The sequence below is a fragment of the Cupriavidus sp. IK-TO18 genome (assembly GCF_015549295.1).
GTDB classification, from domain to species: Bacteria; Pseudomonadota; Gammaproteobacteria; order Burkholderiales; family Burkholderiaceae; genus Cupriavidus; species Cupriavidus oxalaticus_A.
The window spans coordinates 293,698-312,532 of sequence record NZ_JADGMP010000029.1; the positions used below are offsets into that span (position 1 = coordinate 293,698).

Annotated in this window: 16 protein-coding genes; 7 read left to right on the plus strand and 9 right to left on the minus strand. The window is 69.4% G+C overall.

All coding sequences use genetic code 11. The annotated features are described in order from the left end of the window. Window positions 1–47: 47 nt before the first annotated feature. On the minus strand, window positions 48–617 hold the full coding sequence (locus IPF36_RS21850; protein WP_135703253.1) for a low affinity iron permease family protein: 570 nt from the start codon (window positions 615–617) through the stop codon (window positions 48–50). Between the two features lie 245 nt (window positions 618–862). Between IPF36_RS21850 and IPF36_RS21855 the strand changes: the two genes are divergently transcribed. Beyond that, window positions 863–1,201 carry a BON domain-containing protein gene (locus tag IPF36_RS21855; RefSeq protein WP_133095995.1) on the plus strand — a complete coding sequence of 113 codons (339 nt, stop codon included), beginning with the start codon at window positions 863–865 and terminating at the stop codon, window positions 1,199–1,201. An 81-nt stretch (window positions 1,202–1,282) separates the two neighbouring features. On the opposite strand, the gene IPF36_RS21860 is transcribed toward IPF36_RS21855, so the two are convergent. The 5 genes from IPF36_RS21860 to IPF36_RS21880 form a co-directional block, all read right to left on the minus strand. Then, window positions 1,283–1,741, minus strand: coding sequence for a PRC-barrel domain-containing protein (locus IPF36_RS21860; RefSeq protein WP_133095996.1), 459 nt, complete (start codon window positions 1,739–1,741; stop codon window positions 1,283–1,285). 47 nt (window positions 1,742–1,788) lie between these two features. Next, complete coding sequence (locus IPF36_RS21865) at window positions 1,789–2,394, minus strand: hypothetical protein (protein WP_195430214.1); 606 nt, start codon at window positions 2,392–2,394, stop codon at window positions 1,789–1,791. A gap of 43 nt (window positions 2,395–2,437) precedes the next feature. Continuing rightward, window positions 2,438–2,998 (minus strand): hypothetical protein, encoded by a 561-nt coding sequence (locus IPF36_RS21870; RefSeq protein ID WP_218959658.1) that lies wholly within the window; start codon window positions 2,996–2,998, stop codon window positions 2,438–2,440. A 202-nt stretch (window positions 2,999–3,200) separates the two neighbouring features. Continuing rightward, window positions 3,201–4,034, minus strand: coding sequence for a sensor histidine kinase KdpD (locus tag IPF36_RS21875; RefSeq protein WP_195430216.1), 834 nt, complete (start codon window positions 4,032–4,034; stop codon window positions 3,201–3,203). A 104-nt stretch (window positions 4,035–4,138) separates the two neighbouring features. Then, a complete protein-coding gene (locus IPF36_RS21880; protein WP_133096000.1) occupies window positions 4,139–5,539 on the minus strand; it encodes a sigma-54 dependent transcriptional regulator in 1,401 nt (466 codons plus the stop codon). 356 nt (window positions 5,540–5,895) lie between these two features. Between IPF36_RS21880 and IPF36_RS21885 the strand changes: the two genes are divergently transcribed. After that, entirely contained in the window at window positions 5,896–6,948 is a 1,053-nt protein-coding gene (locus IPF36_RS21885; protein WP_133096001.1) for a sigma-54-dependent Fis family transcriptional regulator, read from the plus strand. On the opposite strand, the gene IPF36_RS21890 is transcribed toward IPF36_RS21885, so the two are convergent. Next, window positions 6,933–8,879 (minus strand): ATP-binding protein, encoded by a 1,947-nt coding sequence (locus IPF36_RS21890; RefSeq protein ID WP_195430218.1) that lies wholly within the window; start codon window positions 8,877–8,879, stop codon window positions 6,933–6,935. The genes IPF36_RS21885 and IPF36_RS21890 overlap by 16 nt on opposite strands. Window positions 8,880–9,116: 237 nt before the next feature. After that, complete coding sequence (locus IPF36_RS21895) at window positions 9,117–10,124, minus strand: SDR family oxidoreductase (RefSeq protein ID WP_133096003.1); 1,008 nt, start codon at window positions 10,122–10,124, stop codon at window positions 9,117–9,119. Between the two features lie 305 nt (window positions 10,125–10,429). On the opposite strand from IPF36_RS21895, the gene ligD reads away from it, so the two are divergent. The 4 genes from ligD to IPF36_RS21915 all read left to right on the plus strand — a co-directional run bounded on the left by ligD (window position 10,430) and on the right by IPF36_RS21915 (window position 17,496). Continuing rightward, window positions 10,430–13,276 (plus strand): DNA ligase D, encoded by a 2,847-nt coding sequence (ligD, locus tag IPF36_RS21900; RefSeq protein WP_195430220.1) that lies wholly within the window; start codon window positions 10,430–10,432, stop codon window positions 13,274–13,276. A gap of 118 nt (window positions 13,277–13,394) precedes the next feature. Beyond that, window positions 13,395–13,811 carry a hypothetical protein gene (locus tag IPF36_RS21905; protein ID WP_240745745.1) on the plus strand — a complete coding sequence of 139 codons (417 nt, stop codon included), beginning with the start codon at window positions 13,395–13,397 and terminating at the stop codon, window positions 13,809–13,811. 296 nt (window positions 13,812–14,107) lie between these two features. After that, complete coding sequence (locus IPF36_RS21910) at window positions 14,108–16,201, plus strand: response regulator (RefSeq protein WP_135703259.1); 2,094 nt, start codon at window positions 14,108–14,110, stop codon at window positions 16,199–16,201. Between the two features lie 209 nt (window positions 16,202–16,410). Continuing rightward, window positions 16,411–17,496 carry a Ku protein gene (locus IPF36_RS21915; RefSeq protein WP_195430233.1) on the plus strand — a complete coding sequence of 362 codons (1,086 nt, stop codon included), beginning with the start codon at window positions 16,411–16,413 and terminating at the stop codon, window positions 17,494–17,496. 89 nt (window positions 17,497–17,585) lie between these two features. Here IPF36_RS21915 and IPF36_RS21920 read toward each other — a convergent pair whose 3' ends face one another. Beyond that, window positions 17,586–18,029 (minus strand): BON domain-containing protein, encoded by a 444-nt coding sequence (locus IPF36_RS21920; RefSeq protein ID WP_133096007.1) that lies wholly within the window; start codon window positions 18,027–18,029, stop codon window positions 17,586–17,588. A gap of 296 nt (window positions 18,030–18,325) precedes the next feature. Here IPF36_RS21920 and IPF36_RS21925 point away from each other — a divergent pair, with 296 nt between their 5' ends. Beyond that, window positions 18,326–18,613 carry a hypothetical protein gene (locus IPF36_RS21925; RefSeq protein ID WP_195430236.1) on the plus strand — a complete coding sequence of 96 codons (288 nt, stop codon included), beginning with the start codon at window positions 18,326–18,328 and terminating at the stop codon, window positions 18,611–18,613. The last annotated feature ends 222 nt before the right edge of the window (window positions 18,614–18,835 follow it).

Sequence of the window (18,835 nt, forward strand, 5' to 3'; positions counted from 1 at the left end):
CGACTACCGCGGCAAACGGCATGCGTGCCGCTGCCCGGTAGAGCGGCTTATGGACTGGCGTCGGCAATGGCATGCGCATCGGCGCCGCCGCCGCCGTCCTTCGGGCGGTACTGCCGCGAGGCGCGGGCCTGCTGCTTGGCCGCGTGGTTCTCGCGCGCCTCGTCCAGCGAATGGCTCATCTTGAGCCCGTTTTCCTTATCGGCCAGCTCGGCCAGGTGGCGGTAGAAGTTCACCAGCTGCCGCAACTCTTCCTCGTCGAGGTCTTCGATCGAGACCAGCATGTTGCTGGCTTCGCGGTGCGAGGCCAGCAGCTCGTTGAGCTTGAGGTGGACCGCGACGGCGTCCTTGTTCTGGCTCTGCTGGATCAGGAACACCATCAGGAAGGTGACGATGGTGGTGCCGGTGTTGATGACCAGCTGCCAGGTCTCGGAGAACCCGAACATGGGCCCGGTGATGGCCCAGGCGGCCACCACGCCGAGCGCGAGCACAAATGCAGTGGGAGAGCCGGCTCGGCGCGTGGCACCACCCGCGAAGCGGTCAAACGCGTGCAATACGCTGTCACGCCTAGACGCTGGCTGATGATTGACGCGCGGCAGGTTCGGGCTGGACTTGCTCATCGTTGCGCTCCTCTGTTGCGCCTTGCTCGTTCGCGCGGTGCGCCGGCGCCGCGGCATGCTGATTTCATTGTATGGAGGGCATGGGGCCGATGTGCAGCGGGCGCAGTCCTACAACGCGCGCAGCACTTGCCTGGCAATCCGCGGCACACGGCTTGCGTTTCCGCCGCGCGCGGCGCGCATGCCGCTGGCAGCTTGCGCGGGAATGGTTCTTGCGCCGGACAGGGTTTATCTGTCGAGGAGCCGAAATGAACGAGAACGCCCCTTCCCCATCCGCCGCCGACGACGAAGCGCTGCGCGTGGCGGTGCGCGCCGAGATCGCCGCGGCATGCGACGGCCGCTTTCCCGACGGCGTGACGCTCGAAGTCTCGGATCGCCGGGTCACCGTGCGGGGCTGCGTGGAGGACGCCGACACCGCGCAGCGCATCGAAAAAGCCGCGGCCGTCAGCGCCGGGGTGCTCGGCGTGCACAACGCGCTGTCGCTGCGTCATGAACCGCCACCGGAGGCGCCGGCGCAGCCCGAAGACAGCGGCATGCAAGCCGACCCATCGCAGCGCCCGTATGGGCAGATCAACCACAAGGTCTGACTCCCCAAAAAATAGAAGCGCCGGATCGGATCCGGCGCCTCGTTCATCGCTCACACTGGCTCACAGCGCTGTCTCCCTTGCTCAGCCCCACGGATCGTAGCGGTCCGCTTCCCAATACGGCGAAATACCGTAGTACTGGTGGATGCTGGTGGCCCACTGCGAATCGGCCATGCTCGGCCAGTGGTCCTTGTCAAACCCGGGTGCGGCCTTGAGACGATCTTTCTCGACGCCGAGCACGAAGCACTTGCGGCGCGTGTCCAGCGTCAGCGCGGACCACGGCAAGGCAAAGAGCTTTTCGCCGATGCCGAGAAAGCCGCCCATGGCCAGCACCGCATACGCGACCCGGCCGCCAAGGACATCGATCATGATGTGATCGATGGTTCCGATGTCGTCGCCCGCCGGGTCGACCACCTTGTTGCCCTCGAGCGTATCGGCGGCCATCACGAACGGGCCCGGGCCCGGGGAATTGCGGTCGATGCCGCCGACGATCGATGCGCCGCGCGGCTGTTCGCCAGGGGATTCAGGTTGGACTTGGGTCATGGACACCTCCGTTTCGGGTTGGCTGCAACAAGTCGCTGCAAAAAAAATCATTCCGCGCGGGGCCGGCTGCCCGGTGCCTGGCGTCGCCCGTCTGCCGGCACCGGCGGCACCAGCGGGTCGAAATCCACCCAGCGGCCATCGACCCATTGCCCGTCCGCACGCTCCACGTCCTTGGCGCCTTCCCGGCGCAGCAGGTCCGCGACCGCGGCGGTGTCGCCGCTGGAAACGTGCGCGGCCAGCAGCACGCCGGCGTTGCGCACCGGCGGCTGGCCGGTCACCGGATTGCGGCGCCCGTCGCGCGCCAGCGCCAGCGCGCCCGCGAGCGAACCGAGGTACGCGCCCAGGCTCACGGCAATTACCAGCACCAGGATCGATACCGGCGGTACAGCGGCCAGCGCCGACACCAGCATCGCACCCACGGCAGCGCCGGCCGCGGCGCCGATCACTACACCGGCAATGGCACCGGCGCCGGACTTGCGCGCGCCGGCATCGGCCGCGTGGTCGCCGCCCACCGCGTAGGCAGCGTGCTGCCCGGGCGGATTGACGTAGAACAGGCTAAGGTCCTGGTCCGCGAAACCGCGTGCCTTGAGGCGGCTGGCGACGGATTCGGCGGTACTGAAGCTGTCGAATCGACCTGCGACGATAGCGGTCATGCTGGCTCCATGTCTTGTTGATCGGAATCGCGCATTGGCTACGCTAGCGGCCGCGCATGCTGCCCTTGCGCTGACCCGCGGGCTTGGCCCCGACGGGCTGCTGCGCGCTGCCGCGCTTGAGCTTCCAGTCGACGTCGTCGCGCGCGGTCTGCGTCTTCCTTTCGGCGTGCATGGCGGCGCTCGGCGAGATCGGGTCGCTGGCCGGGAAGGTCATCTCCAGGGAGTCGTCGACGGCGGCCTGGTACGTCCTGGCCTCCTTGCCGCGCTGGGGCTTGTCGGAAGCGGCGCTGGCGCGCATCGCCTGCGGCTTGTCAGCCTTCGCGGCGGCCTTGGCTGCAGGGCGGGCCGCGGTCTTGGTAGCGGTCTTGGTAGCGGTCTTGGCAGCGGTCTTTGCAGCAGGCTTGGCGGCTGGCTTGGCCGGCTTGGCTGCCGGCTTGGCCGCTGGTTTTGCCGCGGCCCTGATCGCAGTCTTTGCAGCCGGCTTGGCGGCCGATCGCGCGCCAGGCTTGGCCGAGGATCTTGCGGTGGATGCCGAGGATTTCGCGCCGGACGGCTTGCGGGCAACCTGCGCGGCCTTGTCGGACTTGCGGCTGGCGTTAGGCATGGTTGTTCCCTCCTTGGTTGGGTGACTGACCCATGCAAAGGCCGGGCCAGACCGCCCGGGCCTGACCGACGCGCGCTACATGCCCGCCAGGCGCCACGCCGGACACGCCACCGGCGCTCGGCCAATGCGCTGCGCGACAGACCTGCCGGTAAAAACTACATCGTCAAGCAAAGGATGGAAGCTGGGCGCGCAGCGCGCGATGTCACGCCGTACGTGGCTGGCGCGGGAACCTGACGGCGATGCAGACGCTGATCTTGTCCGCGTCGCAGCCATCGCCTTCGGCGCTGAGCAGGGCGCCATGCATCTCGACCATGCGCCGCGTGAGCAGCAGCGCAGTGCTTTGCCGCGCCTGGCTGCCACCGTCGGGCGCGGCGCGACGGCCGAAGAAGTCGGTCAGTGCCGCCAGCCGGCTGGCGCTGCGCTGCTGGTCCAGCGGCGGGCTCTCGGCGATGCGCAGCTTCACGTGGGCAGGCTCGCCGAACAGATGCATGGCCACCGAGCCGCCCGCCGGCGCGCGCCAGATGCAATGCACCAGCAGGTGCCGCAGCAACGGGACGAGGCGGTTCGCATCGCCGTCGATGCCATACGCGCCATCCCCCGCGCCGTCGGTGGTGACGGGGGCCAGCAGCACCCCTCGCGCCTCGGCGGCCGGACGGCGGTCGGCAATGGCCTGCGCGGCGGCGTCGAGCAGGTCGATGCGTTGCCAGCTCGGCGGGCGCTCGTCGGCCAGCAGTCGCACCGATTCCTCCATTTCCTCGATCAGCGCCAGCTGCTGCTGGGTGCCGGCGCGAATCCCGTCGAGCGCGCGCTGCGCCGGGGCCGGCGCCGCATCGAAGGCGCGGTCCAGCACGTAGGCCCAGCTCTGGATGGCATTGAGCGATGAACGAAGGTCATGGGCCGACTGCTCGATCAGCGTGCTGACTTCCTGCACCGCGCGCACCGCGGCCGTTTCGGCGGTGTCCGCGCCGGCAGCCACATCCGTGGCTTGATCGTCAGAAACGTCCGGCAGGTTGGACGGCGGCTGCGGTTGCGTCATGGTCGGATTGGCGTCTGGGCGGCCAGGTTGGCTACTTGGCGTAGAAGCAAGAAACGTGCTGCGCGCAGCGCCGGGAGGCCAGCCCACATGGCGTCCCAGGCCAGTCAACCGGTCGCGGACGATCCCGTGTCATTGCGCGAGGCGCGCAGCCACTCGGGCAGCTCCCCGCGGGCGGCATAATCTTCCAGCCGGTTGTACAAAGTCTTCAGGCTGATGCCGAGGATCTCGGCAGCATGCTTCTTGACGCCGGCGCATTGCTCCAGCGTGGCGAAGATCAGCTGGCGGTCGGCGTCGGCCAGCGACATGCCTACCGGCACCGACACCACCGCCGCGCCGGGGGCCTGCGTGGCCGCCACCTGCAGCGGCACCTGCACCTCGGTGATGAGATCCTCGTCGGCCATGATAAAGGCGCGCTGCACGAAATTGCGCAGTTCGCGCACATTGCCCGGCCAGGCATGCAGGCGCAGGCTGTCGAGCACGTTGGGGGCGAAGCGCCGCTGCGTGCCCTGCTCGCCGTTGAGCTGGTCCAGCATCAGGTTGGCGATCTGGATCACGTCGTCGCCGCGCGCGCGCAGCGGCGGCAGCTCCACCGGGAACACGTTGAGGCGGTGGAACAGGTCGGCGCGCAGCTTGCCGTCGGCCACGGCCTCTTCCGGGTTGCGGTTGGTGGCGGCCAGCACGCGCACGTCGGCATGGCATTCGCGGTTGGTGCCCACTCGCATGAAGGTGCCGGTCTCCAGCACGCGCAGCAGCTTGACCTGCAGCTCGGCCGGCATCTCGGTGATTTCGTCGAGAAACAGCGTGCCGCCGTCGGCGCGCTCGAAGTAGCCCTTGTGCTGGCGGTCGGCGCCGGTAAAACTGCCGCGCTCGTGGCCAAACATTTCGCTCTCGATCAGCGTGGGCGAGATCGCGCCGCAATTGACCGCGAGGAAGGGCTGGCGCCGCCGCGACGACAGCTCATGCACGGTCTGCGCGGCCAGCTCCTTGCCGGTGCCGCTTTCGCCGATCAGCAGCACCGTGGCCTCGGTGGGCGCCACGCGCGCGAGCTGGTCATAGACCGTCTGCATCACCTCCGAGCTGCCCATCAGCCGGCCGAAGCGGCCGTAGCGGCGCAGTTCGCCGCGCAGCGAATGGATTTCGGCGCGCAGCTCGCCGGTGGTGGCCAGGCGCTTGAGCACGGTCTGCAGCCGCGCCACGTTGATCGGCTTGACCAGGTAGTCGGTAGCGCCGGCGCGCAGGGCCTCGACCGCGCTTTCGACGCTGGCATAGCCGGTGGTCAGGATCACTTCGACGCCGGAGGCGCCGACCTCGTCGAACAGCTCCATGCCGTTGCCGTCGGGCAGGCGCAGGTCGGCGACGATCGCGTCAGGCATGTGCCAGCCGAACTGCAGCCGGGCTTCGCGCAGGCTGCCGGCGGTGGCGGAAGTGAAACCTTCCATGGCCACGATCTCCGCCAGCGCGGCACATGCGTTTTCATCGTCATCGACAATCAGGATGTGGGGCATACGATCCGTCAGTGAGACTTAATGGAAACTTCTGCGGAACCAGCAAAGAACGCCTGTCCGGATTCCGGCCCGGCGCCAGGTACCGCAGCCGCCGCCGCGCGCCATGCGAAGCGCGGCAAGGCAGGCATTCCGGGCAATTCAGGACAGGGGCGGCACGGTTCCGACTGCATACTGCCAGTCCACTGCGTAATAAAAGTCTAAGCCCGGCCTGGGCCCAAGGTTGCCAGTGTCTGTCTGACACCGCTGTCGGACCTTTCCGCGCGGGACCGCGCGGCTATGGCAAGGCCCTCTGGCAAAGGCTAGCATAGGAACTTCCCACCCTCACACGACAAGCTCGCCAAGCCCTGCCTTCGATCGTGCCAGTGACCACCACGCCTCCTCGGCGCAGCGCCGCCGCCCCTGCCTCAGCCCGCCAGGCCCCCCTCTCCCCCGCGGCCGGGGAAGCTGCGCCGCGCCGGGCCGTGCCCTCGCAGGTCTCGCTGCTGTGGGAAAGCACCGCGCCGGCCATGCAGCGCCTGATGGCCCAGGTGGAGCGGGTGGCGCCGACCGATGTCACCATGCTCGCGGTGGGGGAAAGCGGCTCGGGCAAGGAAGTGGTGGCGCGCGCCGTGCATGAGCGCAGCGCGCGGCGCAACGGCCCCTTTATCGCCGTCAACTGCGGCGCGATCCAGCCGACGCTGATCGAGTCGGAGCTGTTCGGGCACGAGAAGGGCGGTTTTACCGGCGCGATCGAGCAGAAGGCGGGGTACTTCGAGCAGGCGCAGGGCGGCACCCTGTTCCTGGACGAAGTCACCGAAATGCCGCTCGAGATGCAGATCAAATTGTTGCGGGTTCTGGAAAGCCGCACCTTCCACCGCGTCGGCGGCGATACGCCGATCGTCACCGACGTGCGCATCCTGGCCGCAACCAACCGCGATCCGGTCGATGCCGTGCGCACCGGCCAGCTGCGCGAAGACCTGCTGTACCGGCTGGCAGTGTTTCCGCTGCATATCCCGCCGCTGCGCGAGCGCCCGGACGATATCGTGCCGCTGGCGCGGCACTTCCTCGCCGAATACAACGCGATGGAACACAGCGACAAGGCCTTCTCGGCCGCTTCGCTTGACCGGCTGGTGCGCTATGACTGGCCGGGCAACGTGCGCGAGCTGAAGAACGCGGTCTACCGGGCCTTTATCCTCGCCGACAAGGTGGTCGAGATCGGCAATCCCAACCTGGCCACGCAGCCGCCGCGGCCCACCACCGTGGACGGCGTGGTCAACGTGCGCGTGGGCACCACGCTGGCCGATACCCAGCGCGAGATCATCATGGCCACGCTGGCGCGCTTCGACGGCGACAAGCGCCAGGCGGCGCGCGCGCTCGGCATCAGCCTCAAGACGCTGTACAACCGGCTGGACGCCTACCGCTCGCTCTGAGACGGCGAAGCGCCGGTGGCCGGATCGGCCAGCGCGCGCAACAGCGCGTCGATCGCCAGCGGCTTGGTCAGGTGCGCATGGAAGCCGGCCAGCTTGCTGCGCCGATGGTCATCCGGGGTGCCGCGCCCCGTCAGCGCCAGGAAGCGCACCTGCGCGCCGCAGGTCTGGCGCAACGCCTGCAGGACTTCATAGCCCGACATGTCGGGCATCTCCAGGTCCAGCAGCACGCAGTCGGGGCGGAAGCTGCCGGCCAGCGCCAGCGCCTGGTAGCCGCCATGGGCCGCGCGCGCATCGTGGCCGAGCATAATCAGCAGTTCGGCCATGCTGTCGGCGGAATCGGCATTGTCGTCGACCACCAGCACGCGCCGCCGCGGCGGCGTTCCCGGCGCCGGTGCGGCCGCTTCGCGGCGTGGCGCACCGGCACGCGGCAGGATCACGGTGAAGGTGCTGCCCTTGCCCGGCCCGGCGCTGTCGGCCTGGATCGCGCCGCCGTGCGCTTCGACCACGGCCTTGGCCAGCGCCAGCCCGACGCCGAGCCCGCTGCGGCTGCCGGCCTCGCTTTCCTGCGAGAACAGGTTGAAGATCCGGTCCAGCGCCGCCCGCTGCAGGCCACGGCCGGTATCCGAGACGGTCGTCACCACGCGCGCCGGCTCCACGTGGACCCGCACGCTCACGGTGCCGCCGCGCGGGGTGTACTTGGTGGCGTTGCTGAGCAGGTTGAACAGCACCTGTCCCAGCCGGTTGGCATCGGCGCGCACGTGCGGCGAGACGGCGGGCAGCTCCGCTACCAGCTGCTGGCCGGCGGCATCGAGCACCGGCCGGATCGCCTCGAGGCTGTTGCCGACCACTTCGTTGTAAGACGTAGGCGTCAGCTCCATCTTCATCTTGCCCGCGGTCACGCGGCCGACATCCAGCAGGTCATTGACCAGCCGCTCGAGCTGGCGCAACTGCCGGTCGATGATCGCGGCGCAATGGCGGATGCGGGTATCGGCATCCGGCGTCAGCGCGATCACCTCGACCGCATTGCGCACCGGCGCCAGCGGGTTGCGCAGTTCGTGCCCAAGGATGGCAAGGAAGGATTGCAGGCGCCGGTTGCCGGATTCGAGCAGCTCCAGGCGCAGCGCGTCGCTGATGTCGCGCGCGGTCCAGAGCAGCCCGGCCGGGCAACCCGCGGCATCGCGCACCAGCACCATGCGGGTCTGGCAGCGCACGATCGCGCCATCCTGGCGTGCCAGGCGCTCGTCGCCGGCCCACTGACCGCAGGCGCGCGCGGCTTCCAGCGCCGCGCGGTCGCGCCCGGCCGCGGCATCCGGCCCGGTGTACAACAGCGCCAGCGGCTTGCCGACCGCCTCAGCCGCCGTGTATCCGGTCACGGCCTGCGCGCCGACGTTCCAGCTGCGGATGGTGCCATCCAGGTCCAGCTCGCAGACCGCGGTGCCGGGCAGGTTGTCGGCCAGCAGCTGCAGGCGCGACTCGGCCAGGCGGGCGTGATCGGACGCGGCTTCCTGCACGGTGATATCGCGGCAAGCCACCACGAAGCCGCCGGCGCTCGCATGCATGACACAGGCGGCCTGCAACTGGCTGCCGTCCCGGCGCACGCGCCAGCCCCGGTCGCGGGCACTGCCGGCCTGCGCCACGGCCTGCTGCCACTGCAGCGGCAAACCGGCGGCGACATCATCGGCGCGGTGCAGGCAGGAGAAGTGCCGGCCGGCGATGTCTTCGGCGCGGTAGCCGAATACGCGGAGCGCGGAGTCGGGCCACGCCACGATGAGGCCCTCTGCATCCGTTTCGAACACCGCCACGTCCTCGACCGCATCCAGCAGGCGCCGGTATTGCTCAACGGTTGGCTGGCCGACACGCCCGGGGGGAACGGCTCCCGCCTCTGCCAGATGTGGCGCGCAGGCACCTTTTGTCGCTTGCGGCTCCGACATGGACAAACCCTACGTGGTAATGGACGATCATGGCAGGCCATTCAATACGTAGTACGCGCAGTACGGCGGATGCGGGCGCCCGGCGTGCCACCATGGCCGGCAGGCGGTACGCCTGCGGCACGGCCAAATGCCCGCCAGCCGGCGGGCATTCAGATCCATGATAGGTGTTCGTGGCACCGACCGCGACCACGGCGCACACCACGCGGCGCGCTGGTTCCGGTGTGGCTGGGCGGAAGGCTAGCGCCCCCGGCGCGCCTGCACCACCGCCGCCAGCGCGGCGGACGCGCCGACGATCAGCGCGGTGGCCAGCACCGGATGCCGCGCCGTGGTCGTATAGGGGCACGACTGCAGCGCGGTGCGCGTGCCGCTGCGCTCCTGCAGCCCGCTGCCGCTGCCGTACAGTGTGTTGTCCTCGAGCGGGCCGGCCGGGTGGCGCGTCTGCTGGGCACGGCCCATGAAGCGGCGCATGAAGCGGTCGAAGGTATGCGGCGTGTGGTACGCCGCCGCGGAGAAAGCCTTGGCCGCCCCGCCGACGAACAGGTCGCGGCGCGGGTTCTCGGCGGCGAACAGGATCGCATCGGCGGCCAGCGCCGGATCGTACAGCGGTGGCGGCAGGCGCGGCTCGACGTCAAGGAAGTTCTTGGCGTGCATGGCCAGCGGCGTTTCCAGGCCGGCGGGCTTGATCAGCGTGATGCTGACCGGCGCCTGTTCCTGTTCCAGCTCCAGCCGCAGCGAATCGGTAAAGCCCTTGATCGCATGCTGCGAGGCCGCGTACGCGCTCTGCAGCGGCAGCGGCCCATCGGAGGCCTCGCTGCCCATGTTGATGATGGCGCCGCCGCATTCGCGCAAGTGCGCGGCCGCCGCCAGCGAGCCATGGACGGTGCCCCAGTAGTTGGTGTCGAACAGCCGCCGCTGGTCTTCCAGCGGCACGTCGCCGTGGCGGCCGAAGATCGTCACGCCGGCATTGTTGATCCATGTGTCGAAGCCACCGAAGCGCTCGATCGCGGCCTGCGCGACCTTGCCGACCTCTTCGTGCCGGCCCACATCGGCAGCGACAGTGATGACTTCGGCGCCCTGCTGGCGCAGCTCTTCGGCCAGCTTGTGCAGCGAATCCTCGCTGCGCGCCACCAGCACCAGCCGCGCACCCCGCGCGGCGGCCTTGCGCGCGGTGACCAGGCCCACTCCACTGGTGGCGCCGGTCAGCACGATCACCTGCGAGCCGATTTTCTTCAGGGTGGGTTTCATCTGCCGCTTCTCCTCGGGATGATCCCGGCACGGCGCCGGGCGTGGCAATGGTTGATCACCGACAGTGCATTGCAGACAAGCATCGCAAATTGCGTTCCCATCCGCGCCGGCCTGCGGGCGCGCGGAGGGGGGAGCGGACGCGCGGCAGAATTACAACGTCCGGTAAGAACCACATGCCGGCCGGCACGCGCTGCCGTGCGCGTGCCGTCGCGGCGCCATCCTGTGCCGCTGTAGGACTGGCGCCGATTTCGCCGGCGCCATGTGCTGCCTAAGCTGGATGCATCTTTCCGCAACCGGCGACAGCCATGGCCAAGACGACGCGACAGGACTCCGGCGACAGCCGCACTGCGGCAAAACGCACGACGGCGCGCAGCGGCAAGCCTGCCCGCAAGGGCTCGCCGCCGGCGGCGCGCAAGGCCGGCGCGGCGGCCCGCAAGCGCAGCACGGCCAGCGCCGCGCTGGACAAATACCGCCGCATGCGCGACTTCGGCGCCACGCCCGAGCCCAGCGGTGCCGCCGCCCGCACACGCGGCGCACCGCGCAAGCGAGCCGGCGAGCTGTCGTTCGTGATCCAGAAGCACGCGGCGCGGCGGCTGCACTACGACTTCCGGCTCGAACTCGGCGGCACGCTGAAAAGCTGGGCCGTGCCCAAGGGCCCGAGCCTGGACCCGCACGACAAGCGCATGGCAGTCCACGTCGAAGACCATCCGATGGACTACGCGGGCTTCGAGGGCGTCATCCCAGCCGGGCACTACGGCGCGGGCACGGTGATCGTATGGGACCGTGGCACCTGGGTGCCGGTCGGCGACGCCGAGGCCGGCTACCGCGCCGGCAAGCTCAAGTTCGAGCTGCGCGGCGAAAAGCTGCATGGCCACTGGACGCTGGTGCGGATGCACGGCAGCCGGCAGAAGGAGCAGGACGCGTGGCTGCTGATCAAGGAGCGCGACGACGACGCGGTGCCGGCGGCCGAGTTCGACGTGGTCGAGGCGCTGCCCGACAGCGTGCTGGGCGGCACGGCGCGCAAGACGCAAGCTGCCAGCGGCTCCGCCAGGCCGGCGGCAAAGCGTGCCGGCAAGGCCGACGCCGGCGGGACAACCCACGCCGCCACCCGCGCCAGGGCACTGAAGCCGCCGCCCGGCGCGCCGCGCGCGGCGTTGCCGCTGGCGCTGGCGCCGCAACTGGCCACGCTGGTCGACAAGCCTCCGGCCGACGCCGCGGCCTGGCGCTATGAGATCAAGTTCGACGGCTACCGGGTGCTGGCGCGCATCGACGGCAAGGACGTGCGGCTGTTCACGCGCCAGGGCCATGACTGGACCGCGAAGCTGCGCGCGCTGGCGCGTGATGTCGGCACGCTGGGGCTGCCCGACGGCTGGCTCGACGGCGAGATCGTGGTGCTCGGCAAGCATGGCGAGACCGACTTCCAGGCCTTGCAGAACGCCTTCGATACCGCGCGCGTCGAGGCCATCCAGTACTTCGTGTTCGACCTGCCCTTCTATGCCGGCCATGACCTGCGCAAGGTGCCGCTGGCCGAGCGCCGCGCGCTGCTGCGGCATATCTTTGCCGGCAACACCGCGCCGCGGCTGCAGTTCAGCGAGGACTTCGAGGCCGCCCCCGACGAAATGCTCGACGCCGCCTGCCGCATGAAGCTCGAAGGCGTGATCGGCAAGCGCGCCGATTCCAGCTATGTCAGCACGCGCAGCAACACCTGGATCAAGCTCAAATGCACCCTGCGCCAGGAATTCGTGGTGGCGGGCTTTACCGATCCCAGCGGCAGCCGCACCGGCATCGGCTCGCTGCTGCTGGGCGTGCACGACAGCGGCGGACGGCTGCGCTATGCCGGCAACGTCGGCACCGGCTTCGACACGCGCACGCTCGGCGAACTGCGCGCGCAGCTCGACGCGCTGCGCGCCGATACGTCGCCGTTCGCGACCGTGCCGGCGGGCGTGAAGGGACACTGGGTGCGGCCGAAGCTGGTGGCCGAGGTGTCGTTCGGCAGCTGGACCCGCGAAGGCCGCGTGCGCCATGCCGTGTTCCACGGGCTGCGCACCGACAAGCCCGCCGGCGCGGTGTCGGTCGAGATGCCGGCGGCACCGGCCGGCAAGGGGACCAAGGCCGCAGCGAAAGCAGCAAAGACGGCGGCAAAGACGGCGCCAGAGAAGGCCCCCGCAAAGCGCGCAGCCAGGACTGCATCGAAGACAGCCGAGAAGGCTCCGGCAAAAACCGCGGAAAGAACCGGCTCCCACGGCAAGCAGCCTGCCGCGCTGGGTGGCAAGGTCAGGATCAGCCATGCCGAACGCGTGATCGACACCGCCTCCGGCCTGACCAAGGGCGACCTGGTGCGCTACTACGAGCAGGCCGCGCCGCTGATGCTGCCGCACCTGCGCGGCCGCCCGATCGCGATGGTGCGCGCCCCTGCCGGCGTGGGCGGCGAACAGTTCTTCCAGCGCCATGGCGACACGCTGCGCGTCGATGGCATCAACATCCTGGACCCGTCGCTGTGGCCGGGGCATCCCGCGCTGCTGGAGATCGTGTCGGCCGAGGCGCTGGTCTCGGCGGCCCAGCTTAACGTGGTCGAGTTCCACACCTGGAATGCCAGCAAGCGCAGCCTCGACCGGCCCAATCGCATCATCTTCGACCTGGACCCCGGCGAAGGCGTGCCCTGGGACCAGATGCAGGAGGCCGCCGCGCTGATGAAGGCACTGCTCGACGAGCTTGGCCTGGCCAGCTTCCTGAAGACCAGCGGCGGCAAAGGCCTGCACGTGGTGGTGCCGGTCGCGCCGCGCGCCGGCTGGGACGAGGTCAAGGACTTCGCGCAAGACGTAGTGCGCCATGTCGCCGCCACCATCCCGCAGCGCTTCGTCGCCAAGAGCGGTGCGCGCAATCGCGTAGGGAAGATTTTCATTGATTACCTGCGCAATGGTGTCGGCGCGACCACCGTCGCGGCGTTCTCGGCACGCGCGCGGCCAGGGCTGGGCGTATCGATCCCGGTCTCATGGGAAGAGCTCGGGACGCTGGAGAGCGCGGCGCAATGGACCGTCGCCAACGTGGGCCCGCGGCTGGAGGCCTTGCAGGCCGACGATCCGTGGGCCGGCTATGCCGGCGTGCGGCAGGCCATCACCCGTGCCGCGGCGCGGCTGGGGCGGGCCGGCTGAACCACCTCGCCGCACACCTGCGGCACATTTCTTGCCCCGCTTTCCATAAGGACAAACGGCGGGACAAACGGCGGGACACCCGGCGTGAGCCCAGGCCGCAACCTACGGAGAGAGCGCAATGACCCACCTCAGCATTCCCGGTACGATCCGCGCCGTCGGCGGCGGCAGCGCTGGCTCCGGCACCCGCGCGCCGCACAACCGGCGCGCGCTGCGCCGTCTGCTGATTTCATGCGCGATGCTGTCGTTCGCCGCCGCGCCGGTGCAGGCGCGCTTGCCGGCACCCACGCCCGAGCAGCAGCAGGCGGCCGAAGCCAAGAAGGCCAAGGAAGCGGAAACGGCCAAGCAGCAGGCCGAAGCCCTGACTCGCGTGCAGGACAAGCTGGCAGCGCGTTTTGGCAAGGGCGCTGCCGCAGGGGGCGCCACCGAGCCCGGCAAGATCCCGCAAAAGGCGGCCGAAGCCCCTGGCTCGACCGGCCCGCACGGCGGCACCTCGCCAAGTGCCGAAGCGCATAGCGGCGAGGCCGCGCGCCGCTAAAGGCACGTCGCGTCCTGCCGCCGGCGCATGGCCCCGGCATGCCTCTTGCCACTGCGAAGCGGAACGGCCTCGTCGAGGGCCCGTGGATAAGCCGCCACAAAGGGGGAACGCAATGGATCACTTCTGCACGCATGTAGTTATTACAACCGGCATGCCGCCCAGCCTTGCAGGATTTGCACACGAGGACACGGAGCCGGCACGCTTTTACCTGCTCCGAAACCGGCCGCACCGGCCGCGCGCCTGCGCGCCGGTGGTCGCCTGCGGACGCGCGCGAAAGCGCGCGTCAGCGTGACGCCATGCGCCCGCAAGCCAACCGCGCTCCGTTGATCCTCAACGTCGAGGACCGCGAGGGACCGCGCTACGTCAAGAGCCGCATCCTGCATCGCGGCGAGTTTTCCGTGATCGAGGCGGCCACCGGCCAGTCGGCGCTGGCGCTGGTGCGCCAGCATGCGCCGGCGCTGGTGCTGCTGTCGTCGCGCCTGCCCGATATCAGTGGGCTGGAGGTGTGCCGGCTGATCAAGGACGACCCGGAGATCGCCCGCACCCTGGTGCTGCTGACCTCGCCCGGCGTGGCCCAGGCGCGCCAGCGGGTCGAGGCGCTGAACTGCGGCGCCGACGGCTACCTGGTCGAGCCTGCCGAGCCCGAGGAAGTCCTGTCGAGCATCCAGGCGCTGCTGCGGCTGCGCGGGGCGGAAGATGCCTACCACCGCACCACGCAGGCCCTGCACGACAACGAGGACCTGTTCCGCCAGCTGGCGGAGTCGCTGGCCGACGTGGTCTGGATCCTTGATCCCGCCGCCCGGCGCCTGCTGTTCGTCAGCCCTTCGTTCGAGGCGCTGTGGGGCCATTCGGCCGCAGAGGTGATGGAGAACCCGCGCCGCTGCCTGGACCGCCTGGTCCCGGCCGACCGACCACGCGTCGAGGCCGCTCTCGCCAGCATGCTGTCCGACGGCCGCATGGATATCGAATTCCAGATGACGCGGCCCGACGGCCAGCTGCGCGAGATCCGCGCGCGCGCCTTCCCCGTGCACGGCGCCGGTCAGGCGGCCGCGCGCGCCGATGCCGGCCATGCCGGCGATGGCGGCGATGCCTGCGATACCGGCCATGCCCGGCCGCTGCGCATTGCCGGCATCTGCCAGGACGTGACGCTGCAGAACCGCGCCGGACGCACGCTGCGCGACGAGGAGCGGCGCAAGGACCAGTTCCTGGCCATGCTCGCCCACGAGTTGCGCAACCCGCTCGCGCCGCTGCGCAGCGCTGCCGACATGCTGCAGCAGCTGTCGCCTTCGCGCGAGGACATGTTCCGCGCGCGCGACATCATCGGCCGCCAGCTGCACCACCTGACCCGGCTGGTCGACGAGCTGCTCGATATCTCGCGCTTCAACCAGGGCCGCATCACGCTGCGCCAGGACCTGGTAGAGCTGCGCGCCGCGCTCAGTACCGCGGTCGAAGCGGTGCGGCCGGAGATCGACGTCTACGGCCACACGCTGCGCCTGTCGCTGCCCGAGCAGCCGCTGCCGGTGCGCGGCGACCTGGTGCGGCTGACGCAGATCTTCAGCAACCTGCTGCACAATGCCGCCGCCTACACGCCCGCGGGCGGCCAGATCACGGTCGACGCCACGCTCGACGAGAATGCGGCCAGCGGTTCCGCCGGCGGCCATGTCACGGTGCGCGTGCGCGACAACGGCACCGGACTGTCCGAGGCGCTGCAGCGGCTGTTGTTCGACCCGCTGGCCCCGCACGATCCCGCCGATGGCAACGCCGGCAAAGGCAGCAGCATCGACAGCAGCGTCGGCAACCGCAACATCAACGACGGCACGGCGCCGGCCAACGCCTTCCCGCACGACGGGCCCGGCATCGGCCTGACGCTGGTGCAGAAGCTGGTCTTGCTGCATGGCGGCACGATCCGCGCCGACAGCCCCGGCCCTGGCCAGGGCAGCACCTTCAGCGTCACGCTGCCGGTCGAGCCGTGGCACAAGTGGCACCCCGGCACCGGCAAGTCCGCGGCGCACAGCGGCGTGTCGCGGCGGATCATGGTGGTGGACGACAACGCCGACGCCCTCGAAGCCATGACCATGACGCTCCAGACCATGGGCCACACCGTGGTGACGGCGCCGGACGGGCCCACGGCTGTCGCGCTCGCCACCGCCGCGCGCCCGGAAGTGGTGCTGCTGGATCTCGGCATGCCGGCCATGGACGGCTTCGAGACCGCGCGCCGGCTGCGCGCGCTGCCCGAGATGCGCGGCGCCACGCTGGTCGCATTGACCGGCTTCGGCCAGCCCGAGGACCGCCGGCGCGCGATGGAAGCGGGCTTCGACCAGCACCTGGTAAAGCCGGCCGACCTGGACGCGCTGACGCACCTGCTCGATACGCTCAAGGACCGCGTTTAGCCAACGGCCATGCCGGTCCGCCATCAACCCTGACAAGGAGCCTACGTGCATACCACGCCCGACCCCGACATTCCCCCGCGAGAGCCGGAAGTCCCGCCGCCCGAGCCGCCGCCGGGGCCTCCCGAACCCGTCTCCGACCCGCCACCGGGCGACCAGCCGCCACCGCCGCCGCAACGCGCGCGCGATCAATGCGATAAAGGAGCCGTCAAGTGTCCCGCATCATCTGGAAAGGCGCCATTACCTTTGGCCTCGTCAATATCCCGGTCGTCCTGCGGCCAGCGTCGCGCAGCCAGACACTCGACCTCGACCTGCTAGACGTGCGCGACATGGCCCCGGTGGGCTACCAGCGCATCAACAAGAGCACCGGCAAGCCGGTCGACAAGGAGCACATCGTCAAGGGCTACCAGTACGCCAAGGACGAGTACGTGCTGCTGAACGACGAGGATTTCCGCCAGGCCAATGTCGAAGCCACGCAGACGGTCGACATCGTCAGCTTTGTCGAGGCGCAGAGCATTCCGCCCTATTTCTTCGACACCCCCTACTACCTCGAGCCGGACAAGCGCGGCGACCGCGGCTACGCGCTGCTGCATGCGACGATGCGGCGCACCGGCCGCGCCGCGCTGGCGCTTGTGGTGCTGCGCAATCGCCAGCACCTGGCGGCAGTGCTGGTCCACGACAACGCGCTGGTACTCAACACCATGCGCTTCGCCGACGAAGTGCTGCCGATCTCGGAGCTGCGCCTGCCGAAGGCGTCGAGCACCAAGGGCAGCGGCGCCCATGCGCGCGAGATCGAGATGGCAACCAAGCTGGTCGAGGACATGACCGAAGACTGGAAGCCAGAACAGTATCGCGACACCTATCGCGACGACATGATGGCGCGCATCGACGCCAAGATCGAATCCGGCAAGACGCACCAGCTGACCCAGCCCACCGAGGACGAAGAAGCGCCACGGCGCAGCGCCAAGGTCATCGACATGGTGGCGCTGCTGCGCAAGAGCCTGGGCGAGCGCGGCAAGGGCGACGACGGCAAGGGCCGGCGCCGCGCGAAGCCGGCGGAGGAATCGCAAGCGGCGAAGGAAGCCGAAGCCGATGACGACCGCGCCCGCGCAAGCCGCAGCCGCCGCAAGACGCCCGCGCGCCATGCAGCGGCGACGAAATCACCCGCAAAGCGGACGACGGCCAAGCGCACGACCGCGGCCAAGCATGCGCCGGCCCAGTCGCACACCAAGTCGCATGCCAAGTCTCATGCCACGGCTCGCAAGAGCACGGGCACGACACGCCGCAAAGCCGCCTAGCTGGAATCCGGAAAACCGGAGATGGTGCGTTGTGTTTCGCACATCGGCGGACGGCGGGCACTGGCGTGCCCGGCATTGCGCTTCAGCGGTCAGCGCGAAGTGACCTTGAGGTTATCGTTCACCGACGTCACGCCTTCGACACTGCGGATCGTGTCCAGTGCCAGGTTATGCTGTTGCTGGCTTGGCACTGTGCCGCCCACTTCAACCGTGCCATTCTTCGTCTTCACGTGGATGCCGGTCGACTTGAGATCCTTGGCGGTCAGCAGCTTGGTCTTGATCTTGGTGGTGATGGCGCCATCCTCGACCGCCTGCTTGGCCTTGTCGGCGCTCATGTCGGCGCTCGCGCCACGATCCGGGTCGGCCCGGCCCGGCATGCCTGGCGCGGAGTTGACCGGTGCCGCCGGCGCGTTGTCGGCCGCGATGAATATCAGGCCACTTTTGTCCAGCGCCTGCGCGGCGCCGGCAGCCGCCGCCAACGCTGCGGCCACGCAAGCCAGCCTGATGCCGCGCGCGGAAAATCGGGTAATTCGCATGGCTGTGTCTCCTGTACAGGTTCCCAGCGCCTCCGCCGCGTTCGCTGCCTGGCACGCGGGACTGCTGGCACGTTGTCAGTCCGCAAAGTCCATACCAAGTGTTCTCCCAACGCCACGCGGGAGCCGCGGCGACAGGGGTGTGTAAATCGGTCCACCTGTTGTAAAAGCGGGCAGCCGCGCCGGGTGCAGCATGCGGCGCCGCCCGCCACGGCAAGCCCGCTGCCGGCATGCTTCCGCTTGGCATGGCGATTGCAAAACCGGGAATGCGGCAGTCCGCCGCGTCAAGGAGACTAGCAATGGGACAGCAGCAACAGCCGGGTCAATCGCAGTCGGGCCAAAAGCAAGATCAAAAGCAACAAGAACAGCAATCTGGCCAACGCGGCAGCCAGCAATCAGGCGGCATGGGACAACAACAGGGCGGCGGTCAAATGGGTAATCAAGATCGTGGCCAAGGCCAACAGCAACAGCAGGATCGCGGCAGCTCGCAACCGGGCCAGCAGAGCGGTCAACGCAGTGGTCAGCAAGGCGGTCAGGGCGGCCAACAGGGCGGTCAAGGCGGCCAGGGCGGACAACGCCAACAGTAACCTCAGCAGTCAGGCTTGCCGCTGACATAGAGGCAGCTATCCGGGTATGTGCGGCAGCAACATGCGGTGCGGCCGCAGGGGCATACGCCGGAACTTGATCGGCCGGGTCTCCCGAACGGGAGATCCGGCCCTTTTTGCTGAGGTTGCCGCTCTCCTTTCCAAATTGCCGCGGCACCCCGTCGCACGCGTCCGCGGCTTACCGTGTATGCTGGCCGTGACGTC